At 39.2% G+C, this 26,502-nt stretch carries 28 protein-coding genes, 1 tRNA gene and 2 pseudogenes; 20 read left to right on the forward strand and 11 right to left on the reverse strand.

Features of this window, described 5'->3' with window-relative positions:
- Both groL and groES read right to left on the reverse strand, forming a co-directional pair.
- The coding region (gene groL, locus ACFINR_RS07990) for a chaperonin GroEL (protein WP_375653869.1) at positions 1-1,575 on the reverse strand (1,575 nt) is incomplete at its 3' end.
- A 58-nt stretch (positions 1,576-1,633) separates the two neighbouring features.
- Positions 1,634-1,930 carry a co-chaperone GroES gene (gene groES, locus ACFINR_RS07995; protein ID WP_005774667.1) on the reverse strand — a complete coding sequence of 99 codons (297 nt, stop codon included), beginning with the start codon at positions 1,928-1,930 and terminating at the stop codon, positions 1,634-1,636.
- Positions 1,931-2,157: 227 nt separating this feature from the next.
- On the opposite strand from groES, the gene fumC reads away from it, so the two are divergent.
- The 4 genes and pseudogenes from fumC (at position 2,158) to ACFINR_RS08015 (ending at position 6,188) form a co-directional block, all read left to right on the forward strand.
- Positions 2,158-3,546: a class II fumarate hydratase gene (gene fumC, locus ACFINR_RS08000; RefSeq protein ID WP_375611602.1), complete on the forward strand. Its 1,389-nt coding sequence runs from the start codon at positions 2,158-2,160 to the stop codon at positions 3,544-3,546.
- Between the two features lie 133 nt (positions 3,547-3,679).
- Positions 3,680-3,901 (forward strand): hypothetical protein, encoded by a 222-nt coding sequence (locus ACFINR_RS08005; protein ID WP_375653872.1) that lies wholly within the window; start codon positions 3,680-3,682, stop codon positions 3,899-3,901.
- A gap of 553 nt (positions 3,902-4,454) precedes the next feature.
- A pseudogene (locus ACFINR_RS08010) lies at positions 4,455-4,672 on the forward strand (lyase family protein); the annotation flags it as partial.
- Positions 4,673-5,300: 628 nt separating this feature from the next.
- Positions 5,301-6,188, forward strand: coding sequence for an outer membrane protein (locus tag ACFINR_RS08015; protein WP_375613252.1), 888 nt, complete (start codon positions 5,301-5,303; stop codon positions 6,186-6,188).
- Positions 6,189-6,795: 607 nt separating this feature from the next.
- On the opposite strand, the gene ACFINR_RS08020 is transcribed toward ACFINR_RS08015, so the two are convergent.
- Together ACFINR_RS08020 and ACFINR_RS08025 are read right to left on the reverse strand one after the other, a co-directional pair.
- A complete protein-coding gene (locus ACFINR_RS08020) occupies positions 6,796-6,981 on the reverse strand; it encodes a hypothetical protein (RefSeq protein WP_375653876.1) in 186 nt (61 codons plus the stop codon).
- An 843-nt stretch (positions 6,982-7,824) separates the two neighbouring features.
- Positions 7,825-7,909 (reverse strand) — tRNA-Leu (locus tag ACFINR_RS08025).
- A gap of 221 nt (positions 7,910-8,130) precedes the next feature.
- Here ACFINR_RS08025 and ACFINR_RS08030 point away from each other — a divergent pair.
- Together ACFINR_RS08030 and ACFINR_RS08035 are read left to right on the forward strand one after the other, a co-directional pair.
- Positions 8,131-8,736, forward strand: a complete 606-nt coding sequence (locus tag ACFINR_RS08030; protein WP_273790911.1) for a YqaA family protein — start codon at positions 8,131-8,133, stop codon at positions 8,734-8,736.
- Positions 8,737-8,748: 12 nt separating this feature from the next.
- The gene (locus ACFINR_RS08035; RefSeq protein WP_375653879.1) at positions 8,749-9,321 is read left to right on the forward strand and encodes a disulfide bond formation protein B; all 573 of its coding nucleotides are present in this window, start codon (positions 8,749-8,751) and stop codon (positions 9,319-9,321) included.
- On the opposite strand, the gene ACFINR_RS08040 is transcribed toward ACFINR_RS08035, so the two are convergent.
- Positions 9,318-9,452 (reverse strand): hypothetical protein, encoded by a 135-nt coding sequence (locus ACFINR_RS08040; protein WP_375613250.1) that lies wholly within the window; start codon positions 9,450-9,452, stop codon positions 9,318-9,320. The genes ACFINR_RS08035 and ACFINR_RS08040 overlap by 4 nt on opposite strands.
- A gap of 164 nt (positions 9,453-9,616) precedes the next feature.
- On the opposite strand from ACFINR_RS08040, the gene ACFINR_RS08045 reads away from it, so the two are divergent.
- Positions 9,617-10,141, forward strand: a complete 525-nt coding sequence (locus tag ACFINR_RS08045) for a type II toxin-antitoxin system PemK/MazF family toxin (protein ID WP_375613249.1) — start codon at positions 9,617-9,619, stop codon at positions 10,139-10,141.
- A gap of 42 nt (positions 10,142-10,183) precedes the next feature.
- On the opposite strand, the gene ACFINR_RS08050 is transcribed toward ACFINR_RS08045, so the two are convergent.
- From ACFINR_RS08050 to ACFINR_RS08060, 3 genes are all read right to left on the reverse strand, one after another.
- Entirely contained in the window at positions 10,184-10,390 is a 207-nt protein-coding gene (locus tag ACFINR_RS08050) for a hypothetical protein (protein ID WP_375630961.1), read from the reverse strand.
- Positions 10,391-11,233: 843 nt separating this feature from the next.
- Positions 11,234-11,446 carry a hypothetical protein gene (locus tag ACFINR_RS08055; RefSeq protein ID WP_375653883.1) on the reverse strand — a complete coding sequence of 71 codons (213 nt, stop codon included), beginning with the start codon at positions 11,444-11,446 and terminating at the stop codon, positions 11,234-11,236.
- Positions 11,447-11,714: 268 nt separating this feature from the next.
- On the reverse strand, positions 11,715-12,470 hold the full coding sequence (locus tag ACFINR_RS08060; protein WP_375653887.1) for a hypothetical protein: 756 nt from the start codon (positions 12,468-12,470) through the stop codon (positions 11,715-11,717).
- A 1,000-nt stretch (positions 12,471-13,470) separates the two neighbouring features.
- Here ACFINR_RS08060 and ACFINR_RS08065 point away from each other — a divergent pair.
- The 3 genes and pseudogenes from ACFINR_RS08065 (at position 13,471) to dut (ACFINR_RS08075) (ending at position 15,717) form a co-directional block, all read left to right on the forward strand.
- Complete coding sequence (locus ACFINR_RS08065) at positions 13,471-14,280, forward strand: VIT1/CCC1 transporter family protein (RefSeq protein WP_375653891.1); 810 nt, start codon at positions 13,471-13,473, stop codon at positions 14,278-14,280.
- 243 nt (positions 14,281-14,523) lie between these two features.
- The gene (dut, locus tag ACFINR_RS08070) at positions 14,524-15,054 is read left to right on the forward strand and encodes a dUTP diphosphatase (RefSeq protein WP_375640903.1); all 531 of its coding nucleotides are present in this window, start codon (positions 14,524-14,526) and stop codon (positions 15,052-15,054) included.
- Positions 15,055-15,228: 174 nt separating this feature from the next.
- Positions 15,229-15,717: pseudogene (gene dut, locus ACFINR_RS08075) on the forward strand (dUTP diphosphatase).
- 843 nt (positions 15,718-16,560) lie between these two features.
- Here the strand turns inward: dut (ACFINR_RS08075) and ACFINR_RS08080 are convergent.
- Positions 16,561-17,142 carry a biopolymer transporter ExbD gene (locus ACFINR_RS08080; RefSeq protein ID WP_375613243.1) on the reverse strand — a complete coding sequence of 194 codons (582 nt, stop codon included), beginning with the start codon at positions 17,140-17,142 and terminating at the stop codon, positions 16,561-16,563.
- Complete coding sequence (locus ACFINR_RS08085) at positions 17,139-18,041, reverse strand: MotA/TolQ/ExbB proton channel family protein (RefSeq protein WP_375631982.1); 903 nt, start codon at positions 18,039-18,041, stop codon at positions 17,139-17,141. The genes ACFINR_RS08080 and ACFINR_RS08085 overlap by 4 nt, the downstream gene beginning before the upstream one ends.
- A gap of 1,009 nt (positions 18,042-19,050) precedes the next feature.
- Here ACFINR_RS08085 and ACFINR_RS08090 point away from each other — a divergent pair.
- Together ACFINR_RS08090 and ACFINR_RS08095 are read left to right on the forward strand one after the other, a co-directional pair.
- Positions 19,051-19,377 carry a YqjD family protein gene (locus ACFINR_RS08090; RefSeq protein ID WP_375612522.1) on the forward strand — a complete coding sequence of 109 codons (327 nt, stop codon included), beginning with the start codon at positions 19,051-19,053 and terminating at the stop codon, positions 19,375-19,377.
- A 3-nt stretch (positions 19,378-19,380) separates the two neighbouring features.
- Positions 19,381-19,824: a hypothetical protein gene (locus tag ACFINR_RS08095; protein ID WP_375631986.1), complete on the forward strand. Its 444-nt coding sequence runs from the start codon at positions 19,381-19,383 to the stop codon at positions 19,822-19,824.
- A gap of 592 nt (positions 19,825-20,416) precedes the next feature.
- On the opposite strand, the gene ACFINR_RS08100 is transcribed toward ACFINR_RS08095, so the two are convergent.
- Entirely contained in the window at positions 20,417-21,160 is a 744-nt protein-coding gene (locus tag ACFINR_RS08100) for a nuclease (protein ID WP_375653894.1), read from the reverse strand.
- 158 nt (positions 21,161-21,318) lie between these two features.
- Here ACFINR_RS08100 and ACFINR_RS08105 point away from each other — a divergent pair, with 158 nt between their 5' ends.
- The 8 genes from ACFINR_RS08105 to ACFINR_RS08140 form a co-directional block, all read left to right on the forward strand.
- Positions 21,319-21,669: a TrbC/VirB2 family protein gene (locus tag ACFINR_RS08105; RefSeq protein ID WP_375613238.1), complete on the forward strand. Its 351-nt coding sequence runs from the start codon at positions 21,319-21,321 to the stop codon at positions 21,667-21,669.
- An 18-nt stretch (positions 21,670-21,687) separates the two neighbouring features.
- Complete coding sequence (locus tag ACFINR_RS08110; protein WP_273790924.1) at positions 21,688-22,014, forward strand: type IV secretion system protein VirB3; 327 nt, start codon at positions 21,688-21,690, stop codon at positions 22,012-22,014.
- Positions 22,011-24,371: a VirB4 family type IV secretion/conjugal transfer ATPase gene (locus ACFINR_RS08115; RefSeq protein WP_375653898.1), complete on the forward strand. Its 2,361-nt coding sequence runs from the start codon at positions 22,011-22,013 to the stop codon at positions 24,369-24,371. Before ACFINR_RS08110 ends, ACFINR_RS08115 begins: the two co-directional genes overlap by 4 nt.
- Positions 24,368-25,141: a type IV secretion system protein gene (locus ACFINR_RS08120; protein ID WP_375653900.1), complete on the forward strand. Its 774-nt coding sequence runs from the start codon at positions 24,368-24,370 to the stop codon at positions 25,139-25,141. The genes ACFINR_RS08115 and ACFINR_RS08120 overlap by 4 nt, the downstream gene beginning before the upstream one ends.
- A gap of 24 nt (positions 25,142-25,165) precedes the next feature.
- A complete protein-coding gene (locus ACFINR_RS08125) occupies positions 25,166-25,432 on the forward strand; it encodes an EexN family lipoprotein (protein WP_375613235.1) in 267 nt (88 codons plus the stop codon).
- Positions 25,432-25,809 (forward strand): EexN family lipoprotein, encoded by a 378-nt coding sequence (locus tag ACFINR_RS08130; protein ID WP_375613234.1) that lies wholly within the window; start codon positions 25,432-25,434, stop codon positions 25,807-25,809. The genes ACFINR_RS08125 and ACFINR_RS08130 overlap by 1 nt, the downstream gene beginning before the upstream one ends.
- Before the next feature lie 2 nt (positions 25,810-25,811).
- A complete protein-coding gene (locus tag ACFINR_RS08135; RefSeq protein ID WP_375613233.1) occupies positions 25,812-26,228 on the forward strand; it encodes an EexN family lipoprotein in 417 nt (138 codons plus the stop codon).
- 2 nt (positions 26,229-26,230) lie between these two features.
- A partial coding sequence (locus tag ACFINR_RS08140) for an EexN family lipoprotein (protein WP_375653904.1) occupies positions 26,231-26,502 on the forward strand: 272 nt, incomplete at its 3' end.

Genomic DNA, 26,502 nt, shown 5'->3' on the forward strand with positions numbered 1-26,502 from the left:
TGGAACTTCAGCAACCATTGCTTCTGTTGTGATCAGAAGGCTCGCAATTGAAGCCGCATTCTGAAGAGCAGAACGCACAACTTTCACAGGATCAACAATTCCCAAAGCAATCAAATCACCGAATTCACCAGTTGCGGTATTGTAACCATAAGTGTCAGCATTATTTTCCAGCACTTTGCCCACAATAATAGCGGCTTCTTCACCAGCATTGCTTGCAATCTGGCGCGCTGGTGCTTGTAGAGCACGACGAACGATACTAATACCAGCTTCTTGGTCAGGATTACTTCCCTTAACGGTCAACGCATTTGCTGCACGCAACAATGCGGTACCACCACCAGCAACAATACCTTCTTCAACAGCAGCACGTGTTGCATTCAAAGCATCATCAACACGGTCTTTCTTTTCTTTCACTTCAACTTCTGTTGCACCACCCACACGGATAACAGCAACACCACCAGCGAGTTTAGCAAGTCTTTCTTGCAATTTTTCACGGTCATAGTCAGAAGTTGTTTCTTCAATCTGAGCCTTGATTTGATTGACGCGAGCAGTAATTTCGCTCTTTTGTCCAGCACCATCAATAATGGTGGTGTTTTCTTTAGAAATATTCACTTTCTTTGCACGTCCAAGCATATCCAAAGTGACATTTTCAAGTTTAATGCCCACATCTTCAGAAATAACCTGTCCGGATGTCAAGATAGCGATATCCTCTAACATTGCTTTACGACGGTCACCAAATCCAGGAGCTTTTACAGCAGCAATTTTCAAACCACCACGCAATTTGTTGACAACGAGCGTTGCCAAAGCTTCACCTTCCACATCTTCAGCGATAATGAGAAGTGGTTTTCCAGACTGAACAACAGCTTCAAGCACAGGAAGAAGAGATTGCAAATTAGACAATTTCTTTTCGTGAATGAGAATGTAAGGATCATCAAGATCAGCGACCATTTTCTCAGCATTTGTGACAAAATAAGGGGAAAGATACCCACGGTCAAATTGCATTCCTTCAACGACTTCTAATTCCGTTTCAGCGGTTTTAGCTTCTTCCACGGTAATGACGCCTTCATTGCCCACTTTTTCCATAGCATCAGCGATCATTTTACCGATTTCAGCAGCGCCATTAGCGGAAATTGTTCCCACCTGTGCAATTTCTGCTGAAGTTTGGATTTTTTTTGCTTTTTTGAAGAGGTTTGCCACCACTTCTTCAACAGCAGCATCAATCCCACGTTTAAGATCCATTGGGTTCATGCCCGCAGCAACAGCTTTAACACCTTCTTGCACAATAGCTTGTCCTAAAACAGTTGCTGTTGTTGTTCCATCACCAGCGATATCATTGGTTTTAGAAGCAACTTCGCGCAACATTTGTGCACCCATATTTTCGAACTTATCTTCCAGTTCGATTTCCTTTGCAACGGATACACCATCTTTTGTGATACGAGGCGCACCGAATGATTTATCAATCACCACATTGCGACCTTTAGGGCCGAGTGTCACCTTAACAGCATTAGCAAGGATGTCGACACCGCGCAACAAACGCTCACGCGCTTCACGGCCAAATTTGACTTCTTTAGCAGCCATTTAATTTCTCCTTGGAGTTTTCTCAAAATAGTACACAATGAAAAACTAAGTGCTTCAATTAGCCCATAATTCCCATAATGTCAGATTCTTTCATGATGAGGAGGTCTTCCCCATTAATCTTGACTTCAGTTCCAGACCATTTTCCAAACAAAATACGGTCTCCTGTTTTGACTTCTAAAGGCACGCGCTTTCCGTTATCATCGAGAGCGCCATTGCCAACAGCAATCACTTCGCCTTCTTGGGGTTTTTCTTTTGCTGTATCAGGGATGATAATCCCACCAGCCGTTTTATTTTCAGATTCAACCCGACGGACAACGACACGGTCGTGAAGTGGGCGGAATTGTATATTAGCCATGTTTTAAATCCTTAAAACTGAACATAATTGAATTAATCTTAAAAGTTCTTGCTAGCACTCTCAAATTACGAGTGCTAGCATGTGTTAGATATAAAATCGGCATCTCTCAATGTCAAGAATAGCCATAAAAATAATTTCTCTAAATGAAGCTTCAAAGTCTTGCCTCTTATTGCACTTTCGCGTTATCTATCTTTTTTGAGAACCCGTGAACAAAAAAGGATCTTATCATGGTTGAAACACGTCAGGAAACGGATAGCTTTGGAACGATTTCGGTACGTCAAGATCGTTATTGGGGCGCACAAACTGAACGTTCTCTGCATAATTTTAATATTGGCAGTGAAAAGCAGCCTCTTGCCATCATCTATGCCTTAGTCCTTGTCAAAAAAGCAGCAGCGATTGTAAATATGGGCAAAGGAAAACTACCAGAAAATATTGGAAAAGCAATTATTGCCGCCGCTGATGAAGTGCTTGCTGGCGATTTTGATACGCATTTTCCACTGTCCGTCTGGCAAACAGGTTCTGGCACACAAAGCAATATGAATGTCAATGAAGTCATTGCTAATCGTGCTAGTAAGATTTTGGGAGGAAAACTTGGAAGCAAAAAACCAGTTCATCCCAATGACCATGTCAACATGAGCCAATCATCGAACGATTCCTTTCCCACGGCGCTTCACATTGCCACCACGTTGCAAACACGCCAACACTTACTGCCAATCCTTGAAGCTCTTATTGCGACATTAAAACAAAAAGAGCAAGAATTTGCAGATATCATTAAAATCGGCCGCACCCATACGCAAGATGCAACCCCTTTAACCTTAGGGCAAGAATTTTCAGGCTATCGTGCCGCATTAGAAGCCAATTTTCAGCGTATTGAAAATGCTCTAACCGATGTCCAAATGCTTGCTCAAGGTGGTACGGCTGTTGGCACAGGGCTGAATGCGCCAAAAGGTTTTGACGTTGCTTTTGCGCAAACAGTGAGCACTCTCACAGAAATAACGTTCCAAACTGCCAGCAATAAATTTGAAGCACTTGCCCATCATGGCGCCCTTGCGCATTTCCACGGGAGCTTGAATGCTCTCGCTGCTGATCTGTTTAAAATTGCCAATGACATTCGGTTTTTAGGCTCTGGTCCACGTTCCGGTTTAGGGGAACTCAGTCTTCCTGAAAATGAACCCGGATCTTCTATTATGCCCGGCAAAGTCAACCCCACGCAATGTGAAGCCTTAACCATGGTCGCATGCCAAGTTTTTGGTAATCACACCAGCGTAACCTTTGCCGCAAGCCAAGGACATTTTGAACTCAACGTTTATAAACCTGTTATTGGCTATAACGTTTTACAATCAATTACCCTTCTTGGTGATTGCATGCGTTCTTTTGATATGCATTGCATTCAAGGATTACGAGCCAATCGTGTTCATATTCACTCACTCATGGAGCGCTCACTCATGTTAGTCACAGCTCTTGCACCAGAAATTGGCTATGAAAAAGCTGCTGAAATTGCCAAAGCAGCGCATAAAAATGATACAACTTTGCGCACCGAAGCATTAAAAGCAGGGGTTTTTGTAGAGGATTATGACCGATTAGTTGATCCTAAAAAGATGATTGCTCCCCAATAAACAACCCACTAAAAAAGATGCAAACATCTTAAAACAAATCTTTCTGTCAAAAGATCGGGGTGTTTACACCCCGATGATGACCGATAACAATTACCCACAGCGTTCATTTTAGGCTCTGAGCCGCATTTATGCTATGGGTGGTTTTGTTGCTTATATTGTACTTAAAAGGCACAACGGTTTTGCAAAGGCATGGATAGTCATAGCTCAACACCCAATAGCTATACTGGCAGAAAGTGATTTAAATGGATATGACCTTAAGGTGTTTTTCATTCTAGCTTCGCGTCTTGATTTTGAAAATCTATTAGCTATCAACCAAACAGAATTAGCTCAAAAAAATCGGTATTATCGGTATTAATAGACATAATTTCAATCGAAGTATAAAAAGATTAATGAATTCATCGTAGTTACGCTTTACAATGTTATCATTATTGATAACATTGGGTAGATAACTCTTATCTCAATGAGATAATGTGTTTATTTATAATGATAATCTAGCGTTATCCATATTGAACGAGAATCCTAAAGACCGTAAGATTTTCTCATTTTAAATCGGTCCCATGTTGCATCAATCAAAATCACTGACTTGCACATCACAAACGCAATGAATGTATGAATAGAAATTGTATCCGATAAGGACTACAAACGCCTCTAATGAACCACCTCAAGTGCCAAGGACTGTCACAACGGACAAAAGGGGCCTCTTGTCACAACATTGTGGAGAGGACTGTCACAACAACCCCACGAACTAGCAAATATAGTAATGGTACCGGCGTGCTCCTTTATGAAGCGTAAAAGAGATGCTCAATAGATTTATTATTATACCATTCACAATCGCTGTCATGAAATGGATTTAGGAACATTGAGAAATGTCTCCTTTATGAAGCGTGAAGATGGGAGTGCTCAATAGAGGAACAGCTGTTGGAACAAAATTCAATGCACCGAAAGGTTTTGACCTTTGCTGAAACAATCAGCTCTCTAACGGGGATATCCTTGACAGCTCGCAAGAAATTGGAGGCATTTGCCCATTATAGCGCCCTCACCCATTTCCACAAAAACCTGAATGGCACGCGCTAATCTCTTTAAAATCGCCAACGACATTCAGTTTTTAGGCTCTCATCCACGTTCCGTCTTTAAGCGAACGGAACGGAGAGTTTATCCGTTTTACATGACGTATAAGAAACCTCATGAGACTTGAGATTCTCGCACTTTACTCCTTCTTATTCTTCGTATTCCATTCAATCAATCAAAACTATTCGCTTGGATTATCATAAGCAAAAGTGGCATATAGATAAAAAAGAAATAAAGTCGCTCATCCCCTCAAGTGCTCAAAAGGCTATCGCAATACAAAGCTATGCAATATCAGAAACGAGCAAAGAATATGATGGTGCCAATATGCATTTTTTACGATCAATTGAATATGTAAGCACATTGATGTCAATCATAATGGATAATACATTTAATAACAAAAAGTGTTTTAATATATATAAAATAATGTTTTTTAATAAGTAAAAAGCTTATTTACTATACTATAATTTTTTCTAAAACACAGAGAACACTGAAGGCGTATAAAAAAATCCTGAAAAATCAATATAAACCCGGCATAATAGCATGAAAACAAGTTTTAAGAACGCTTAAATATGGATAATTATAGAGTTTTTGAGTGTTTTAGTTTTCATAATGATATTAATTATAGATTTTTTTAACCAATTTGTATATAATACGATTTGTATCTGAAATAAATTGGGGACGTTTTTATGAAAACAAAATGTTTAGTTGCACTATCTATTTTCACCTTCATTACCGCTTCAACAGCGCAAGCAGCAGATACGGTAATCTTTAAGCAATCAGAACCGAAGGTTTCATTGCAAGATGTTTCATCGTCACGTATTTCACCGGTTACTGTTTCTGCACCTTTTTCTTGGTCTGGTTTTTATTTTGGAGGACAAATTGGATATTTTTCCAATAAAAATACTCTAAATTACGCACAAGAAGCTAGGGGCGGAAAATGGGCTTGGGTTGATAGAGATTTATCACCGAAACTATCAGGATTGAGAGCAGGTTTGTATGCAGGTTCTAATATTGATCTGGGAGATCTTGTTTTCGGTTTTGATACCGATATGGTCTGGTCTGGAAGGAAAAGCACCCAAACAGACAATGGAAAGAAAATTCTAGATGAATCAAACTCCATTAACATTGCCTTTAAAAAAGCTGGGATTCCTATCATAAAACCTGCAGCTCAGGGTGAAACGATATCCAACTATGGTGACATTGTTGTTAGCAGTGTAACATTGAAAGAAACGTGGTCTGGTGCCACGCGCGCGCGTATTGGTTTTGCTTCCCATCGTCTTATGCCTTATATTGCAGGGGGTATAGCCTATAGACAGATGCAATATATCATGTCACTTTTATCAAAATCGCAAGAAGATTCGACAATTTTTGCTTCTGGCAATGTGTTAGATGAGACAAAAACAATGTTTGGTTACACTGTTGGTGGTGGTTTTGATCTTGCAATGACAGATAATATCATTATGCGGACAGAATATCGTTATTCAGATTTTTTTAAAAAGAAATTTGCAAACGATAACCTTAAAATCTCTTCTCAAACGCATGATGTTCGCTTTGGTATCGCTTATAAATTCTAAGTTTTGTAGAAAAATTGAACGATTAAAAAACCCTGTTAAAAACGGGGTTTTTTAATGCCCCTTTCCCCCTAAAAAGACGTAGATTCTAAAAACCTGTACTAAACTGTAAACAAATAGTCACGAAACAATAAAGCCTCTCCCTCTCTTAAAGCAAGCTCCTATCCTCTCAGCCTTTCATGTAATGCCTTTGGAATATAAAAGCTTTACCATCATACCACTGGGTGCCATCGTAAAATAAATGAGAGCCGTTATTTAAGAGATATTTCTTTAAAATAAATATAGATATTGTGCATCAATTGCAGTTTTATAAGATGATGTTGACTTGGCCTCCCCGCTCTTAAAGGATAAAGATTCTAAACACCCATTTTTAAACACCCATTTTTAAACACCATGTCCGTTTATAAAAGCACAAAAACCCTTGGAGACTCTTGGGAGATATTGGGGGATCTTGGGCGGGCTTCTTTGGGTTCCTCCTCATGGAATGCCCTTAAATCTCAAGCAAGATAAACACTGAAGAATATCCAACACACACCGAAAAAAATACTGTAACGTTTCAAGGAAGTATGCCCTATATGACCACACTTCAAACAACAGTATTTTACCGCTATTATATGCCAAGAGTGGAGAGAGAATATTGCGGTTCTCTGTTTATGTAATTTCTGTAACGAGAAGACAGCTTCATTTGGAGAGAACATGAAGTTGTCAAGGTAAAAAACCAATTTCCAACCTTACCATTTCCCTCTGCTTTACGACTTTCGAAAGCCTCTAAAGCATAATCTTTTAAGCCTCTCATGCTCCTGTCTTTTAAAGAGAGGAGATTACACATTGCCCCATGTTTTTGTTGCTCACATATCTTTTTGGCGATCACGCCCCTCATGTCATACGACAACGCTTCAAACCAAACACACTCAAATTCAAGACACTTTGGTTGCCAATTCACATGCGTGTTTTAAAGAACCAGCTCTCAAAACCCTCAAGCCCATTTTGCGAAAGCACCTACAAGAATATAAAATCTATAAAGCCTCTAAAGCACTATTTTTTAAGCCTCTAAAGCTCCTGTCTTTTAAAGAGTGGAGATTACGCACTACCCCATGCTTTTGTTGCTCACATATCTTTTTGGCGATCACGCCCCTCATGTCATACGACAACGCTTCAAACCAAACACACTCAAATCCAAGACACTTTGGTTGCCAATTCACATGCGTGTTTTAAAGAAACATCTCTCAAAACCCTCAAGCCCATTTTGCGACAGCACCTACAAGAATATAAAATCTATAGAGCACCATCTCTACACTTCATAAAAATGCAAGCTGGCACCATCCATCATATACTTTACCTCCAATGATGCCCTTGAAACGGCATAAGAGGCATTTTTATTCATTTTTTGTAAAATTTCACTCCACGCGAGAGCTCATCTAGCTTGTAACGTACGAGCGACATGATTTTGGTTGATTTACTATAAGCAGACTTGAAATGAGAGAATCCTACGGTATTCGAGGTTTTTCATTCAACATGCAAAACATTGAACACGGTCTATAAATCCCATGTTTTATAAATCCCCCTATGTTTTATACCCCCCATGTTTTATAAATCAAAGCGATGCGCCATAACAGGATAAAGGAAAATATTTATGAAGTGGTGCGGGTGGTCGGACTCGAACCGACACTCCTCTCGGAACCAGATTTTGAGTCTGGCGCGTCTACCAGTTCCACCACACCCGCACACTGCTATAAAAGACAGGACTATAAAAGACAGACTTGTCGATTATTCCTTTGCACTATATGAAGAAGAACAGATTCGTCAACAGAAGACTTCTCATTTTTTAAGAATTCATATCATTTTCTTATCTATTTTATGAAATACTTTCTTTATTGGATTTCTCTACCGGATTTATAGCAATCTCATTTGTAAAGTCTTTACCTCTTAAACTTATAAAAGCCTCATGATATTAAACAAATTAAAGCTTTGGACGATTTCTTTAGCAAATCGGCGTACAGCACCACACTGGCTTGGTTTCATTGCCTTTATTGAAAGTTCTGTTTTTCCAATTCCCATAGATGTTTTATATATTCCGATGCTTCTTATCCATCAAAAACGGGTTTATCGCTATGCTTTGATTGCGACAATCTGTTCTGTATTAGGAGGCATTGCCGGTTGGTTTATCGGACATTTTGCCTATGATACCCTTGCCAAACCCATTTTAGAAATTTATGGTAAGGTTGAAAGTTTTGAATCACTGAAAAATAGTGCAACCCTGCAATTTCTAATCATTTTACTGATAACATCAGGTTTTTTTCATCTTCCCCCCATCAAGATTGTCACAATTTTGGCCGGTGTTATGAGTGTACGTCTTGAACTTTTCATGCTTATTTGTATTTTTTCTAGAGGCGCTCGTTTTTATCTTCTCGCGTGGCTGATTAAACATTTTGGACAAAAAGCAATGAATTTTTTAGTACAGCATTTCAAATGGATTGTTCTCATTGGTTGTGTTAGCCTCCTTTTAATTTATGGGATTTTCATAGCTTTTTTAAACAGGAAGCTTTTATAAGGAACAGACTTAATGGCATGCGTTTTGTCTTCTCACCCACTTTTACACAAACACCTTCATCTTGAACCCAGCAGAAAAGAACAAAGTTTATGGGCTTTTTTTCTCGCTTTTTGCTTGTCTGCCACAATAGGTATTGCCCTTGGTTTTGAATATTTCGGAGGATATCTTCCTTGCGATTTATGTCTCATAGAGCGTTTTCCTTATTATGGAGCCATACCATTTTTGCTCTTAGCAGGTTTTGGAGCATGTTTTTTTCGCATAACTGCTTGGATACAACTTTTATTTTTGTGTGTTTTTGTCTTAATGTGCATCAGCCTTGTTTTAGCCGTTTATCATGCGGGTGTTGAATATGGCTTTTGGGAAGCTCCCCTCAGCTGTGGTTTAAGCGCAGTCAGAAAAACCTCAGACATTAACCAGCTGCTTAACCAATTAAACAACATTCATCCTCCTTCTTGTTCTGAAGCATCCGCACGCTTTCTTTTTCTCTCATTTGCCGGTTGGAATGTCGTCTCAAGCCTATTTTTCTCCCTTATAAGCCTCTATATTACTTCAAAAGGGCTCCTTTCAATCCATAAAAAACTCTAACCATAAAATAGAAACGAAACCGCGTGCACTCGTTCTCTCCAATCGCTTTCCCCTACCAACAACCCTCCAATCACCAATCCCCACCCAAAACCACCCACCGCCAAACCAACCCACCCACACCAACGAGTCACCAACATCCCTCCTCTAGCGTTGTACTCAAAAGACAAAAATAAGCAGATACATCCATTTTATGGTTTCACCTCTCTGTACTTATAAGCAACATTTTGATAAAAACTCGTGATAGAAAAGCCGTAAAATAATAAGTGAGGGGACCAATAAATATAAATGGTCTGCTATGGCTGAAGATAAGAACACAGAGCCTTCTACCCTATCACCTATTTCCTTAGATATAACCAAACTTGAAGAACCATGTGTTATGATGGAACATGATCATAATGCATGGCGTGAGCATATAAAAGAAAGGGATTTAAATGCGCCTTACGAAAAACCACCTCATATAAAACCACGAATCAAATCGGCACCACGCATCAGGCAAGTTTTTTGGTGCGATTTTCCTCATGATTCGATACTCCCTGAATTTTGGAAAAAGCGGCCTGTTTTAGTGCTTTCTAAGAATGCAAAATTATATGGAAATGTGACAGTTTTACCTTTTTCAACGAAATCACAACCCAATAATCCCGCTGCGTATCCAATACAATCTCCCATAGAGAATAAAAAAGCATGGATTATCTGCAATTATGTCACAACAGTTTCTGTAAGTCGTTTAAGTTGCTCACGTACCGTTCCAAGATTATCCTGCGAAGATTTTCATAAAGTTGTAGCTCTGATGCTTAAATATTTACCGCATTTACACTATTGACTTTTGAGAAAAATAAGTGTATCTATATCACCATACACGGCATCAGTAATGGTGGCCGCTTCCCCGCAAGGGGAGATAGGAACGAAGGAGTGGGAAACCGCTCCTTTCGTCATTTTTGGTATTTTTTTGAAAACTGCCATTTTTTGCAACCTTCCCTAGAACATATCCAACATTCATTCTCCACCGTTGTTGTTTTGCTCCACCGTTGTTGTTTTGAAATATCTGCGATTTGGGATAAGCAGAAGACAATATCCACACCTTGGATCCGGTAAAGTTTCCCACGGAGATTACCGAGATATTGTACATACTTATCATTTCATTGCACAAAAAATCGTGCTGCCGTTGCTTAAACTTTATATGATTTTCCGCAATAAGAATATCTTTCCAAGATTGAAAAAAGCTTCGCTTTATATGACCACACCTCAAACGATCGTATTTGACAAAATAACAAAGAAAATTCTCTAATAAACTAGAAATCAACCCCCAATCGATTTCTATCTCTTCACCAATAACAATTGTTTATTGCCCTAACCGCATTATTTCACCTGTCACACGACCCAACATAGCTTTTGCAGATAGACTTTCTTCCTCTTCTCCTAGAAACGATATATTAAGCTATTTTGGGATTTACTGCTAAATTGCTTATGCTTGCACTTTGAATACCTTTTTCTCATTATACAAAAGGTAGATAAAAAAATAATTTCGTTTATCAGCTTTATTTTAAAGACACACCTATTTTTACAGGATACGTTCTCCTTTCTATCAGCCCTATCACATTTAATACACTTGTCGTTTCTAAACATGAACAACCAAGCATCACAATGGAGCAATAGACACCCATCACTTTCATGGGCACTTGCATTGACAAGAGATAAACAAGAGCATTGATCACCACACACAGAGCAAAAGTCTATAGCGACTACGCCATAGACTTTCGCCACGCAAGGGTTATTCTTAAAGCATATTTATGATGAGATAATCATTTATGACATCCTTTTTGTTGCGCCATAGAACGGGTTTTGCTAACGAGTTTTACTATTGTGCAAATTTTTCAAGAGAAATCCTCACTCGCTCATAGATGACAAGATTTCTTTATGGAGAAAGCGTATGGCGCTCAGCTTTGACCTTTTCCATAACAAGGGTAAGTTCAAACTTTAACCAACACGACAATACACCTATTCTAAACGATTTACGCACCACCTCATCGGCAACAGGCTGCTCCAATATTGGTGTATTTATCGGTGCACTTACTTGAGAATTTTTTGCATTTCCACGCACCGTAAAAAAAGAAAGTATTTTTATCATATTTAAATCCATTTCAGTTGATTTGGATTTTAAAATGCCCAAAAAAATCAAACAAAAATAGATAGGTAAGTTACGAAAACTACAGGGTAAATTTTACTGCCCCAAAATGTCTATTTTTCCCGCCTGAACAGTCAGAGGAACACTATAAAAATTATTTTTATTGAAAAACAATTACTTATAATCTAGGGAAGAAAAGTAAAAATCTCCCCCAGAAAAAGAGTTTATCTTCAAAATTATCAAAAAAAACAGCGCAATTTTAGTGATCTTTTTATTTTTTTTCTTTTGATAAAAGAGAGCTGGCAGGTGTCTTAGGCGCCCCTCCGGTAGGTTCCCAATTCGCAACAGCCGCTAATTCCTCAATGAGCTTCTCTCTTGGTAAATTATCATCATCCACCAACTTGTACTGAACGGCATGTTCACTAAGCCACTTTATAAGCGTTCCTTTAACAGTTTTACCACCCTCAGCCTCACTCACCGCTTCCCATGCTGCAACAACCGCAGCAAGCTTTGGAGCATAACGTGGATGCGTTGGATCTTGAAACGCATATTTTTGGTCCTTAGTCTCAGCAGCAGCATCCTCAGGAAAAAAAACTTTAGGTCTCTTACCACACAATAAAAGCCATTCTTTCAAATCATCTAGGGAAACAGAAGAATATTCAACAATAGGATTCTCGTCCAAACGAACCCCCCGAAAATCACGATGATAGTACCATTCTACCCTTAATTTTCCCTCTTCTACTACTCTTACTATCTCATTATAAACAGCTCGGAACAAAGCAATTTTAGCGAGCGGTACTCGCTCCCCTCCTTCGTAAATACCACTGTCTTCAGGTCTGTCTTCGTTGGTAAATTCACATATAAGTGGATTCAAGCCCACTATCAATAACGCTGCCTGCAGTATTGTTAGTTTTTGAGAACGTAAAAGCCATTCTAAACTTTCATCAATTTCCATATATTCCCCGCCTTTTTCTACGAAACTTAACATATTTTTTAAAACGCTAAGAGCAATCTCCTTCACTGACACGGAGATTATCCTCCCCTCACATTGCAACTTATCACACTTTTTAACAATCCCACAACCACACCCCTCCTTGTGATACACAAGAAAATGATTTGAATTGTTTCAATATAAGAAGTTTTGAAGTGAGAGAATTTTACTGAATTTTGGGCTTTCATACAAGATATCAGGCAAGTTACAAGGCGATAAATGCCCCTTCATAAAGCATAAATTTTTATGCGTGATCAAACAATTTGATATGATAATATCTCTTTCATTTATGCACCCCCACCCTTAAACCTGCCCCTGCAATCACAGCACAAAAGATAATTCGTTACACGCTAACAAATCCACCTAAATGCAAAAGCTGTAACAACGCTAAAATGCGCGTAAATATCATAAGAATACTGGCTTACACCTCCACAAGCAGAATAAGTGGCGTAAAACTGTACAATAAAATGCCATGCCTATAATGAACCGTTCTAAAGACTGTCGCAACACTGGGAGCTAAGGTGTATGATGATACCGGCTTGCTCTTTTATGAAGCGTAAAGATTAAGAAGACTCAATGGAGTTTATATTATTTCATGGAAATTTTGCCGCTCTACCCTTCTATACTCTTCACGGGGGCCCCCTCGCGAAATGGGCTTTTATCCCTTGAATAAAGATCTCCTTTAAAGAATCATTTCAAATTCTAAGAGCTGACAGTCTTTTGAACGCATCGAATGAATGATGATGCTAGCTTATTCCTTTCCTATATTCTCGAGCATCAATACATTGAAATGCTCCATTCAAACGCCCCTTTAGCAAAATAAAGCACATTGTCTCTTAAATTTTTTCACGTAATCATTTCTTTCATGCGCCCCTGTCGTCTCCATTTGATGAATCTCCTTGTACTTTCTCAACATCCCAGCACCTTTTTTCTCAGTGCAACCTTTTTGTAATTTGTCAGTTTTTAACTTTTAGATTGACTTTCGGTTTATTTTTCTTATGTTTTAGAATTATTCTAAAGTGCAGAGGAACAGAAAATGTTGAGATCGTTTTTTTCATTTGTACAACGTAAAGCTCTGTCCTTTCGTTCAGCACAAAACGTGATACTTAAAGCGCTCAAATTAAAAGAGCAACATGCGGCGCTCTATTTAAAATATGCAAAAGCTCTAGAACCTTATTCCTCTAAGGAAGCCGCGGTTTTTACCGCCATGGGGCTTCAAGAGCTTAAAAATTATAAGCAACTTTTGTGCCTTTCTTGCCATAATCGTGCAAACACTATCGGTTCATTATGTGACAAAACTTCTCTTGTGAAAGGCAAGAACCGCCATCCCTCCCAAAAAACAACAGCGGCAAATCCCACCATAAAAAAGCCTTCGAAAACGCAAAGACAAACACTTTTGACTTGGATTCAACCAGGTCTTGCAGGGTTAATGGATGGCTCTGTCTCTACCCTTGCCCCCATTTTTGCCGCAGCTTTTGCCACGGGAGACACGCATCAAACTTTTTTGATAGGGCTCTCAGCTTCAATTGGTGCGGGACTTTCAATGGGTTTCACAGAAGCAGCCCATGATGACGGAAAATTATCAGGGCGTGGTTCGCCATTAAAAAGAGGTCTTGCCAGCGGCATTATGACAACATTAGGAGGACTAGGTCATACTCTTCCCTATTTGATCAACTCTTTTTATGTAGCGACAATTATTGCTTTTATCATTGTTTTTTTTGAACTAGGCGCCATCGTCTGGATTCAGAACAAATTCATGTCCACTCCCTTTTGGCGCGCCTCTTTACAGGTTATCATTGGGGGAGCTCTGGTTTTTGCCACGGGTATTCTTATCGGTAGTATCTAAAAAATCTTATCTGTAACCATAATTTAGATCTCAAATAAGCGCATGCCCCTAGGCATAAGCCATCCTTGATGATGCCTTTGATGATGTTAGGTGGTGTTGTGGAATATTTTAGGTCAGCAAGAGATGATAAGCAAGCTCTGGGGACAACCTATATCCACACACCTTTATCGACTTGGTTTTATAGATATCTTTTGTTAAAGTATCATTTTCTTCTAGACCTCATATTTTGGAAATGCCTTGATCATGTCGCACACTGAAACCAACGCCTCTCTAAACAACCATCCTGTCTCTTCTCAATCTTCACATGCCCAGACTTTATTTGTTCAGCGTCTTGCACACGGACAAGGTTTAGAACTTCCTTGCTACGCGACGGCGGGTTCTGCGGGTCTTGATCTACGGGCAGCAATTGGAGAAGAAGAAACGCTTGTTCTTGCCCCTGGGCAGCGGGCACTTATTCCAACAGGTCTCATTTTTCATTTATCACTTGGGTTTGAAGCACAAATACGTCCACGCTCTGGCTTAGCCTTAAAACACGGCATCACATGCCTCAACACTCCAGGAACGATTGATAGTGACTACCGTGGTGAAGTCAAAGTCCTTCTTATCAATTTAGGACAAGAAGACTTTTCAATCCAACGGGGCATGCGCATTGCCCAAACAGTTATCGCCCCCGTATCTCAAGTTAATGTTTGCGCCATTGAACCAGAGCAAAATACCCAAAGCCATAACGAGAGCCGTGGAACAGGAGGTTTTGGTTCAACAGGACACACTTAAGAAGCTCTGAAAAATCGCTATCCTTAAAATATAACACACACTTATTCTAATCACCTTTTCACTTAAAACCCCTTGGGCTTTTAAAGTGCACAAGGAGTGCGCATTTGCTTTCAAAGTTTTTTCACTAAACGCCCCTCTAAACAAGTATCCTTACTCTTCTCCTGTCTCTTCTCAATCTTCACACCCCCCTTGACTTTATCCGTTCAGCATCGCACGCTTGGGACAAGAAAGCTTCCTCACTACACAACGGCTGATTCTGCGGGTCTTGGATTTACAAGCAGCAATTGGTAAAGAAGAAACGCTTGTTCTTGCCCCTGAGCAGCGGGCACTTATTCCAACAGGTCTCATTTTTCATTTATCACGTGGGGCTTGTGAAGCACGCATCCGTCCACGCTCTGGCTTAGCCTTAAAACACGGGCATTACATACCTCAACACTCCAAGAACGATTGAGTGTGACTATCCGGAAGTGAAGTCAAACTCCTTCTTAATCAATTTAGGCCAAGAAGACTTTTCCATTTAAACGGGGCATGCGCGCCATTGCCCAAACAGTCATCGCCCCTGTATCCCAACTTAATGTTTGCGCCATTGAACCAGAGCAAAGTACCCAAAGCCATAACGAGAGCCGTGGAACAGGAGGTTTTGGTTCAACAGGACACACTTAAGAAGCTCTGAAAAATCGCTATCCTTAAAATATAACACACACTTATTCTAATCACCCTTTCACTTAAAACTCCTTGGGCTTTTAAAGTGCAAAAGGAATGCGCATTTGCTTTCAAAGTTTTTTCACTAAAAGCACCTCTAAACAAGCATCTCTCAATTACGTCTCGTGCACTATACAAAACTTCATTATCACCAGATACCCCTCCCTCATAACAAAAACATTGGCATTAACCATTGAGCGTTCACACACTACTTGTAATGTCGACAATCTATACATCATATTGATTTATAATAATAATGAATTGTCTTTCAACTTAAATGAGAAATCTCAATACTGTAAGATTGTTTTATGGCAAGCCTATTTATATTAAATCAATCAAAAGCATGTTTCTCACATTCCAAACGTGGCTAGCATGCAGATAAAAACTGGAAAAATGCCTATAATGAATACGTGTCCTAAACACTATTGCAACATTGGGAAAAAAATATAAATACGGTAATGGTGCTCGCTTGCTCTTTTGTTAAGCGTAAAGATGGTGATGTTTGATAGATTTTTTTATTATTTTACGGGGGCTTTACGGTTATACCATTTATGAACACCGCCGCAAAAAAGGCTTTAAGATGTATTAAGATACACAACAATCGCCTCTGCTGTTTTCTTGATCGCACCTCTTGCGGCAAGATGAGTAGAGCTTAATCCTAAAAAAACCGATTCGATATATGAACCCCCTGCATAATATCAAACCCATGCGTATTTGGTTTAACAAATCCACGGAACCCTCATCAATTTCACTCTACGACTTTGAGTAATATGCTTTGCTTCCTGCAACAAAGGCTGTTTTTTATCACTGATCAGAGACATCGGCTGGAATATTAGCGTTTCCCGCAGTGCCCGTTGTTACGGCATCCACATGCCCCACAACGTTACCACCCGCTCCATCGACAGCAGCGTTCGCTACCCCTGTTGTTTTATTATTGATCTCACCTCTTGAGACAAGATTGGTAGAGTTTTGCAATCCTACAAGACCGATTTTATGATATCCAGCCATGCGTATTTGATTTAATAAATCGATGACAGCACCATAATCAATTTCGCTATCCGCTTTGATTAAAATTTTTGTCTCTAAATTTTGCGTCGTTTCCCTCAACAAAGCTTCTCTCAAAGCTGCTTGTTCTACAAGATGATCACCAATGTAAAGAGAACGATCTTTTTGCAACGTAACATAAAGAGGTTCATCAGACTGAACCACTGAAGGTGCTTGAGTTATAGAAGGAAGCTGAACGGAAATGGCAGATGTTGCCAAAGGCGCAGCAACCATAAAAACAATAAGCAACACCAATACAACATCAATAAAAGGGGTCACATTGATTTCGCTTTGCAACCCACTCTCATCTATATCCCAATCATTATTAAGGCTTGCTTTCATTTTTTATGACTTTTCTGTTGTCTTTGTCTATCAAGTTCACGGCTCAAGAGCCTTTCAAGAGCAGCAGCGATATCACCTAAATCACTACGATAACCACTCAAAGCACGCATAAGGCTATTATACATAACAACGGCGGGAATAGCCACAAAAAGCCCAACAGCCGTTGCGAATAAGGCTTCAGCAATTCCAGGCGCCACCACATCAAGTCGCGTTGTTTGAGACTGAGCAATCCCAATAAAAGAATTCATAATTCCCCAAACAGTTGCAAAAAGACCAACAAAAGGAGCAATTGCGCCAATAGTTGCAAGAACAGCACTTCCACATGCAACACGGCGTGTAGCAGCCAGCAAGCAGCGTGACAAAAGTGAATGAACCCTTTCTTTTAAACCTTCATGAACATCACGAACCCTAGCATCGCGAACATCGCGGGAAACATCTTCATATTGATTGCTCTCCTCATAAAAGAGAATATCTTCAATCGTTTGTGCCCTTTCCCCTTCACTGTTTTTTTCACCAGAGCTTTCGTTTATCCCTTCAGGAGCAGAAAAATGAACCTGTTGTGCAGAAAGATACACTTCTTTAAGGACTTCTTTGAGAAAAAACACACCAGCCCCTTTGCTTTCTTTCAAACTAGCTGCCAAACGCGTAAGAGTCTGAGCATTTAGAACCAATTGAAGTTCATGACGTACTCTTCGTTTTACCAAAGTGATCTCAACAATTTTCACAAAAGCAATTGTCCAAGACACAAGTGAAGCAAGTAACAAAATAATGATAACGGCTTTTACCACCCAATCAGCAGCCATAAACATAGAAAGAGGAGAAAAATCATGCACTGTCAATACAGAAGACATATTATCTAAAGGGACTGTTTTATCTAAAGGGACTGTTTCAGATTCCATTTTTATCTCACATTCTTGTGCTCTTATCTTTATTTATGAGCTGGATCGTCACCCCGCATAGCATCACTCTTCCACAATGCCACTACCCTTTTAACGTCACTTGTGTATTCCTCTTAAGAAAGAAAACTTGATAAATCAAGTATAGTTTTATTTCACAAGCTCTCTCTCTTAATTCTAAAGAAATTACTCAAGAAATTTTTCTCTAACAATTCAACAAGTTTATCTTACCCAATCAATTTATTGCATAAATTAGGCAAAATGATAAACTTACAAGAAGTATCGCATATAATATTTTAATTTATAAGAATAATTTATCATCGTTCCTGTCAAATAAATCTCTCATATCGCAAAGCTTTTCTCATTTCAGCGGCTCTTTTAAATCCAACAAAATATTTTCTTACATGAAACAAGCAGCAAAAATATCATAAAACTCTTGAAGAAAAGGATATGCACATCTCTAACAACCCCTACACTGAAGTACCTCTCCTATCCTAAAATAAAAATATACCTTACGTTTTAAAAAAAGAACTATCGCAATATCTTAAACTGACCAAAAGTATCATGGGCAGCGCGTGTTGCCCCCAAATACATAGAGAGCAAAGAGCCGCAATATTCTTTTCTTTTTCTTTGCTTCAAAAGCATAAAAATGACAGTACTTCTGCCGCAAAATCGCAACAACGATGTTTTTTACCTGTCACAAGCCTAAAAAATAAACCTCAACACGCTTTTTAAAAAACTTTTATAAAAAAACTGCGCCACGAGAAACTGAAGAATGGTGCTAAATTACTGCAAAAGCATAAGACAATTCTCAACAGATGCGACCCTTTACAGACAAAGCATATCGTATAGGAAAGATTTATTTTATCAAAAACAGTTTTAAATTCGACAAAATGAAAGGAACCAAAAAAAGCTTTTGGCGTTACTCAAGCAGTGAAAATTTTCACTCCAATGCAAATGATCACTATGAACACACCAATACAAATATAATGAATCAAGAGGGAAAAATACCATGGCCCATAATAAAACAACACAGCACGATAAATCAGCCGTAGAAAAAGACCTACAAGGACAATTAGAAACGTTACGCACTGAAATTTCAGGGATTACCTCAACCCTAACAGATCTTGGTGCAAACAAATTCAACGCCGCCAAAGACAAAGCGGAAAAACTATATCACTCAGCGAAAGAAAGTGGTGAAGACATGATGTCTCAAGCAAAAGACAAAATCAGTGATCTTGAACAAACCATGAACCAATGCGTTCGCAAAAATCCTGGCAAAAGCGTTCTTTTTGCAGCAGGCGTTGGTTTTATTCTTTCTCAATTACTACGTCGTTAAGCAATGCATAAGTTTATCGCTCCTCTTTTAAACCATCTTGTCGGTGGAGGGCTTAAAAGCACAGTCAAGCAAGTACGCCTTCAAGCAATTTTCTATGGGTTTATTAGCATTTCATTCTTCATGTCTTTGCTTTTTTTATGTACCATCGGTTTTATTGCGTTATGTTCTGTTATGAAGCCTCTTGCTGCCGCCAGTATCATGTTTTTAATTTGTCTTTCTCTTGCGGGATTAGGTCTTATTATCAGTCGCGTTCTCAAAACTTATCAACGCTATGACCAACAAAAAAAGACAGAAGAACAACGCCACAAACTCATGACAGATGCGACCGTTTCCAGTCTTGCAGCTCTCAGTCAACATCTCCCTTTTGCCAAATTGGGTGTTCCCATTCTCGGACTTGCAACTTATTTTTTGTGGAAAAAAGATAAAAAAGACCGCTTTTCAGAGTAAAATATGTAAAGCTGTCACTCTAAATCCCCCTCTCAATGTGCTTTCTTTTGTTATAAAAGAAAGCACATTTTTTTCCTCATAGTCTCTTTAGCTTCTTCAAATACCTGAAAAAAATCCCCTTCATTTTGCTAAAAATTCCATAGAACCGCTACACTCTCTTTCAGATTGCAACCCATGTTTCATGAACATAGCAACATGAGGCAAAGCTTGCATTAAAAGTTCTGGTTTGATTTGAAGCAATTGATTGTTTTTTGAAGGCAAGGTATTTTCAGTTTTACCTTTTCTCTATTTTTTCATAAGCCTTTTTTCATGACCATAGGTCACATCAGTAGTTTGCATGTGTTTATATTTTTCTGAACACTCATGTTTGTTACAATGACTATTTTGTTTAGGGGAAGGAAACGCGCTCTCCCATAGCGCTGTAGTAAATAACCTATAGGATATTTTAAACACAACAATTTTCCATGAAGAGCGTTGTCCACCAAGGAGTGTGTGGATTATCATTAACTTTTTTCTGATAAGATTTGCAGTAGAATATTGTCTTGATTTTTAAATAGCGCTTGAAAAGACGCTTTATCAATAATGGTCAATATTAATTATGGTCAATGGGATTATAGCTTCCATGATCTCTTCGCCAATCTTCTGGTTGTTGAAATTGGCTCGACCACAAGCCATTTTGTGCTTTTTGAGCAGCAGATTGTAGAGTTTTATAGTCTGCGGGGGATGGAAAATGATGCTGATCTTTTGTCAACACCATCAACCCTTCTGCCAGCCCCAACCGCGCCAGATCAACCCCATCTACAAAACATTGTGCATAATGAACCTGTTGAACGACACGTGCTTGCCGACAAGTAACCTTTTTATCAATTGTTTTTGAAACAAGCCAAGCCGTAACAAAAGCACCGCAAGGCCACTTAACTCCGTTGCGTGAGGCAAATTGTCGTGTTTCACAGCTTTCCACACCATATAAACGGATATCACGGATGATCTTTTTTCTCCACCCATCATCTACAAGCGTAATCATTTTAAAGGTCACACCACTTGTGACCTGTATAGCACCGGAATAGACCGGCACATTTTCTTCATAAAATTGTGATGCGATTGGTTCTGAATGCAATACCACATTTTGTTGATTTACGTCTTGTTGGTTTGCATAATCAACCAATTGTGACTTCGGATTTTGAACGGGGTTTTCTATTGTCTTTTCTGATCCTTCAAAAAGAGAAAATTGCATAATATTTTCATTATGTTGACTGAAATAAAAGTATCCTAAAATAATAATACAAATTAAGACAATATATTTAGGCGCTGCTCGAAGATATTTTAAAAGTATCATTTTGAATATTACTATATTTTTTGTTTATTAAATAATAAAAGATTAAATATTATTAATTTATCGATAGAAAAATTTATTTTTTTCATTTATATGATTCCCGATTAATATTTTGAATATTAATTTTGTGATTAACTTAAACATAAAGCGGGGGAATTTTCATGAAAAACATGAATAATTCGTTCATTAATGAACATACCTTACAAAAAACTATTCTATCCAACACCCAAAAGAAATGGTTAACAGCAGCATTGATGCTGTTTATTGCCTTCATGGCACTGAGTGAACCAGCATTTGCTGATGGCGGCTTCGGAAAAATTGAAACTGCTCTTGATAAAATAATTGAAGCTTTAACAGGAAAAATTGCAACATCAATTGCAACCATTGCGGTTGCTGGTATTGGGCTTGCATGGATTGCTGGTTATGTTGAAATGCGTAAAGCTTTCTTTGTTTGTGTTGGCATCGGCATTGTTATGGGTGCAACGCAAATCGTATCAATGTTTTCCCATTAAACTTTGCCTTTCAAAGCCATGAAAGAGCACGACAAGCTAACAGAAGATACGTTATTTCTTGCTTGCACGCGCCCTGCAATGATTGCGGGCGTGACAGTGGAGGCTATGGGATTAAATGGGATAGGAACGATGATATTGTTCATTATGGCAGGCAATATTTTTCTTCTAACCTTTGGTGTGATGCTGCATTTCATATTCAAGGAAATCCTAAAGCATGACCATAACAAATTTCGTATTCTTCTGACATGGCAAAAAACATCTATTTTTGCCAGAAATTCGAGTCTATGGGGTGGGGGAAGTATTTCTCCATTACGATTAATTCGTAATTATGAGGAATTACAATGAATAGAACAGAGCGCAAACGTGAAAAGCAGCCAGAGGCGATCATTCCTTATGTGCGCCATGTCAACAAGCACATCATTGCGCTGGATTCACGCGCTCTCATGAGCGTTATTAAACTTGAAGGGATTAACTTTGAGACAGCAGATATTATTGATCTGAATGTGCTTCACGAACAGCTCAATAATCTGTTTAAAAACATAGCGGATGAACGGATAGCGCTTTATAGCCATATTATCAGAAAGCGTGAAACGATTTATCCGGATGGGAATTTCAGATCGGCATTTGCCAAGCAATTAGATGATAAATATCGCGACCGGATGATTTCACAGGAGCTTTATCGCAATGATCTTTATCTTTCGATTTTGTGGAATCCACACGTTGATCAAACGGATAAATTAGTGGAGTTTTTCAAACGTTTAGGCAAAGCCAAGCAAGAAAAGACAGAAGTTGATGCAGAGTCCATTCGCAAGCTTGAAGATATTACCACAGATCTTATTCAAAATTTAGAGCGTTATGGTGCAAAAAGACTGAGTCTTTATGAACATGAAGGTAATATTTATTCGCAGCAAAGTGAGTTTATCCACCAATTGGTGGGAGGTCGTCGTGAACGTATCCCTCTCACATGGGGGACGATAGCTTCGACTGTTTATTCAGACCGTCTCATTTTTGGGAAAGAGATCATAGAAATACGCTATGAGGCGGCACAGCGGTTTGCGGGCATGTTTGGTTGGAAAGAATATCCAGCAAAAACCAGGGTAGGCATGGCGGATGGTTTGCTCACCCTTCCCTTTGAGTTTATTTTCACCCAATCTTTTATTTTCAAGAGCAAAAATGCTGCCAAACAGATTATGGGGCGCAAACAGAATCAAATGGTCAATGCAGGAGATCGAGCAGGTTCACAAATTATGGAACTGGATGATGCGCTTGATGATCTTGAATCCAATCGTTTTGTTTTAGGGGAACATCATTTATCATTGGCAGTTTTTGCTGATACGCCGCAAGAGTTAGCGGATAATCTTGCCAAAGCGCGTTCTCGTCTTACAGATGGTGGGGCTGTGATTGCGCGGGAAGACTTAGGGTTAGCAGCAGCTTGGTGGGCACAATTGCCTGGCAATTATGCTTATCGCACCCGCTCTGGTGCAATAACAAGCCGCAATTATGCAGCGCTTTCTCCTTTTCATTCTTTTCCGGTTGGGAAAATAGATGGCAATGTGTGGGGACCAGCGGTAGCCTTGATGAAAACCTCTGCTGGTTCACCGTTTTATTTTAACTTTCACTTTGGAGATTTAGGCAATACGTTTGTTTGTGGTCCCTCTGGTTCTGGGAAAACGGTTATTGTCAATTTTCTTTTAGCGCAACTTCAAAAGCATGATCCCAATATGGTCTTTTTTGATAAAGATCGGGGTGCAGAACTTTTTGTCAGAGCGGGTGGCGGCACTTATATGCCCTTGAAGAATGGTAGACCGACAGGCATAGCACCGCTAAAAGGCTTAGACTATAACAATCCAGCAGATAGAGTTTTTTTACGCCAATGGATTATAAAGCTTGTTTCGTCTGAAGATCAAAAGATCAGTGAATCAGAAAGACAAGATATTTCTGCTGCTGTTGACCAACTTGCCTTGTTGCCAAAAGAACAACGGACGATCTCCGCCTTACAAATGTTTTTTGACACCACGCACAGGGAGGGGATAGCGGGTCGTTTAGAAAGATGGTGTAAAGGCAATGCCTTAGGGTGGGTTTTTGACAATCCTGATGACGACATTGGCATTGATGCAAAATTTATTGGTTATGACATGACGGATTTTTTAGACAATAATGAAATTCGTCCCCCCTTAATGATGTATCTTTTTCATAGGATTTTGTCTCTGATTGATGGGCGTCGTATTATCATTGTCATTGATGAGTTTTGGAAAGCCTTAGAGGATGATTCCTTTAAAGCCTTTGCGCAAGACAGGCTGAAAACTATCCGTAAACAAAATGGTTTGATGTTGTTTGCAACGCAATCTCCCAAAGATGCGATCAATTCGACCATTGCCCACACCATTATAGAGCAATGCCCCACACAGATTTATTTTCCCAATCAAAAGGGCAATCATGGGGATTATGTAGAAGGTTTTAAATTATCGGACAGAGAATTTAACCTGATACAATCAGAATTAAGCCGTGAGTCACGGCGTTTTCTCATCAAACAAGGGCAAAGTTCAGTTGTAGCAGAGCTGAATTTACGCGGCTTTGATGATGAAATAGCCATTTTAAGTGGTACCACCAAGAATATTGAACTCCTAGAGACCATTATGGATGAAGTTGGACAATCTCCAGAAAAATGGCTTCCTATTTTTCAAGAAAGGTCAAAACAATGAAAAAACTTTTATTGGCAACAACCGTCTATGCAGCTTCATTTGGCTTTCAAACAAATGCATTCGCTATCATGGTATATGATCCCGCGGCTGTAGGACAAATAATGAAACAAGTCCAGCAAGGCACACAACAACTTAACAAATTGCAAGAACAAATTCAACAAGGTGCACAACAGCTTGAACAATTAAAGAGCCAACTCGATCAAGCGAAACAGTTATATAACTCCTTAAATGTCAAGCCTGACATTTCGGGATTGAAAGAGATGTTTAACAAGCAAGGGAGCAGTGGCGCCCTTCCTTCAGATTTCAACCACTTTCAACAATCAATGGGCAGTGGTGGCGGTGGCGGTGGCGGCGGCGGTGGCAGCAAAAACACGCAAAAATGGCAAGAAGAGCTTAAATACAAAGAGCCCGCGGGGGGCGCAGACTCAAAAGAGGCAGTAGATGCTTTTTACACACAGGAAGTGAAAAAAGCTGAACAGCGCGTAGTAGGACAAGCAGCCAAAGGACAAGACGTCTACGAAGAAGCCAGTGAAACACAAAAAAACATTACCAAGCTCCTTGACGAACTTGGAAGTACTGAAGATGCGGGTAAAATTCAAGGCATTCAAGCACAACTAGAAGCAATACAAGCAAAACTGCAAACACAAGTCCTTCAAATGCAAGCCGCCGCGATGATTCAACAAGCAGAAGAAAAAGCGGCAGAAAGACGTGAAATAGAAGAATTTAAAGCACGAACCAAAGCTTTAGCCCAAAAAATGCGTGGTCAATAAAGAGTAAAAAAGAGGGGCTTGAATATGAACAAGATCATCATAACAACATTGCTACTTTGCACAGGGCTCATCACAGCTGGCTGTGAAAAAACCTACAGCGTAGAAGAACTTAAAAAAAATAAAAAACTGATGGAAGAAGTATTAGTGAAATGTTTGACGTCAGGGGATTTGAATTCGAAAAATTGTAAAAATGCAGAGCAAGCTGAACTTGAAACCCGTAAAAAATGGGGAGGCTTTGGCTCGACAAATGATGATAAACAAGAATCTGAAAAGAAACAGGACAATAAATAATGAATAAAGTTCTCATAACAACATTGCTACTTTGCACAGGGCTCATCACCGCTGGATGTGAAAAAACTCACAGCGTAGCAGAATTTAAAAAAGATAAAAATTTACGCTTAGAGTGGGATGCTAAATGTGGATTCGCAGGAACTTCAAAGAATTGTGAAAACATGCGGTTAGCATTTTTAGAACTTCAAAAAGAATATGAAGCAAAAGCAGCAGAAAGACGTCGTAAAGCAGCAGAGGAGTATAGGAAAGGTATGGATGCACTTATGGCTAAACAAAAAGCTGAACATGAAAAATGGAAAGCTGAACAAAAAGCAAAAGAACAAGCCAAGAGAGAAGCAGAAGAGCGCACTAAAGCCGAACAACAGGACAGTCATTAATCATGAATAAAGTTCTCATAACAACATTGCTGCTTTGCACAGGGCTCATCACAGCTGGCTGTGAAAAAACTTATAGCGTCGCAGAATTTAAAAAAGATAAAAAATTGATGGGAGAGTGGAATGCTAAATGTGGATTCGCAGGAACTGCAAAAAATTGTGAAAACCTAAGATTAGCACAACTTGAACTTGAAAAGGAATATGAAGCAAAAGCTGAAGAAAGAGCGCGTGAACGCGAAGAAGAAAACCGTAAAGCGATGGAAAGATTTGACGCCGCAATGGAAGCTCAACATCAAGCAAGGCAAGCTGAAATAAAAAAACTAAAAGCTGAAATGGAAAAAAGAAAGGCTGAAGAAAAAGCAAAAGAACAAGCCGAACGAGAAGCAGAAGAGCGTGCTAAACAACAACAGGACAGTCATTAATCATGAATAAAGTTCTCATAACAACATTGCTGCTTTGCACAGGGCTCATCACAGCTGGATGTGAAAAAACTCACAGTGTAGCAGAATTTAAAAAAGATAAAAATTTACGCTTAGAGTGGGATGCGAAATGTGGATTTGCAGGAACTTCAAAAAATTGTGAAAACATGCGGTTAGCATTTTTAGAACTTCAGAAAGAATATGAAGCAAAAGCAGCAGAAAGAAGTCGTAAAATTGACGAAGAAAATCGCAAATCAATGGAAAAATTGAAAGCTGA

Source organism: Bartonella sp. AP19HLJMH (assembly GCF_042196245.1).
In the GTDB taxonomy this organism is placed as follows: domain Bacteria; phylum Pseudomonadota; class Alphaproteobacteria; order Rhizobiales; family Rhizobiaceae; genus Bartonella.

Coding starts and splice junctions, on each gene's coding strand:
- ACFINR_RS08045 (WP_375613249.1), top strand. CDS start 9,617: ATGGCTGAAGATAAGAACACAGAGCCTTCTACCCTATCACCTATTTCC.
- ACFINR_RS08125 (WP_375613235.1), top strand. CDS start 25,166: ATGAACAAGATCATCATAACAACATTGCTACTTTGCACAGGGCTCATC.
- ACFINR_RS08135 (WP_375613233.1), top strand. CDS start 25,812: ATGAATAAAGTTCTCATAACAACATTGCTGCTTTGCACAGGGCTCATC.
- ACFINR_RS08120 (WP_375653900.1), top strand. CDS start 24,368: ATGAAAAAACTTTTATTGGCAACAACCGTCTATGCAGCTTCATTTGGC.
- ACFINR_RS08080 (WP_375613243.1), bottom strand. CDS start 17,142: ATGAAAGCAAGCCTTAATAATGATTGGGATATAGATGAGAGTGGGTTG.
- ACFINR_RS08035 (WP_375653879.1), top strand. CDS start 8,749: ATGGCATGCGTTTTGTCTTCTCACCCACTTTTACACAAACACCTTCAT.
- ACFINR_RS08065 (WP_375653891.1), top strand. CDS start 13,471: ATGTTGAGATCGTTTTTTTCATTTGTACAACGTAAAGCTCTGTCCTTT.
- ACFINR_RS08055 (WP_375653883.1), bottom strand. CDS start 11,446: ATGATAAAAATACTTTCTTTTTTTACGGTGCGTGGAAATGCAAAAAAT.
- ACFINR_RS08130 (WP_375613234.1), top strand. CDS start 25,432: ATGAATAAAGTTCTCATAACAACATTGCTACTTTGCACAGGGCTCATC.
- dut (WP_375640903.1), top strand. CDS start 14,524: ATGTCGCACACTGAAACCAACGCCTCTCTAAACAACCATCCTGTCTCT.
- ACFINR_RS08100 (WP_375653894.1), bottom strand. CDS start 21,160: ATGATACTTTTAAAATATCTTCGAGCAGCGCCTAAATATATTGTCTTA.
- ACFINR_RS08115 (WP_375653898.1), top strand. CDS start 22,011: ATGAATAGAACAGAGCGCAAACGTGAAAAGCAGCCAGAGGCGATCATT.
- ACFINR_RS08030 (WP_273790911.1), top strand. CDS start 8,131: ATGATATTAAACAAATTAAAGCTTTGGACGATTTCTTTAGCAAATCGG.
- groES (WP_005774667.1), bottom strand. CDS start 1,930: ATGGCTAATATACAATTCCGCCCACTTCACGACCGTGTCGTTGTCCGT.
- ACFINR_RS08110 (WP_273790924.1), top strand. CDS start 21,688: ATGAAAGAGCACGACAAGCTAACAGAAGATACGTTATTTCTTGCTTGC.
- ACFINR_RS08095 (WP_375631986.1), top strand. CDS start 19,381: ATGCATAAGTTTATCGCTCCTCTTTTAAACCATCTTGTCGGTGGAGGG.
- ACFINR_RS08020 (WP_375653876.1), bottom strand. CDS start 6,981: ATGAGAGGCTTAAAAGATTATGCTTTAGAGGCTTTCGAAAGTCGTAAA.
- ACFINR_RS08015 (WP_375613252.1), top strand. CDS start 5,301: ATGAAAACAAAATGTTTAGTTGCACTATCTATTTTCACCTTCATTACC.
- fumC (WP_375611602.1), top strand. CDS start 2,158: ATGGTTGAAACACGTCAGGAAACGGATAGCTTTGGAACGATTTCGGTA.
- ACFINR_RS08105 (WP_375613238.1), top strand. CDS start 21,319: ATGAAAAACATGAATAATTCGTTCATTAATGAACATACCTTACAAAAA.
- ACFINR_RS08005 (WP_375653872.1), top strand. CDS start 3,680: ATGGGTGGTTTTGTTGCTTATATTGTACTTAAAAGGCACAACGGTTTT.
- ACFINR_RS08090 (WP_375612522.1), top strand. CDS start 19,051: ATGGCCCATAATAAAACAACACAGCACGATAAATCAGCCGTAGAAAAA.
- ACFINR_RS08085 (WP_375631982.1), bottom strand. CDS start 18,041: ATGGAATCTGAAACAGTCCCTTTAGATAAAACAGTCCCTTTAGATAAT.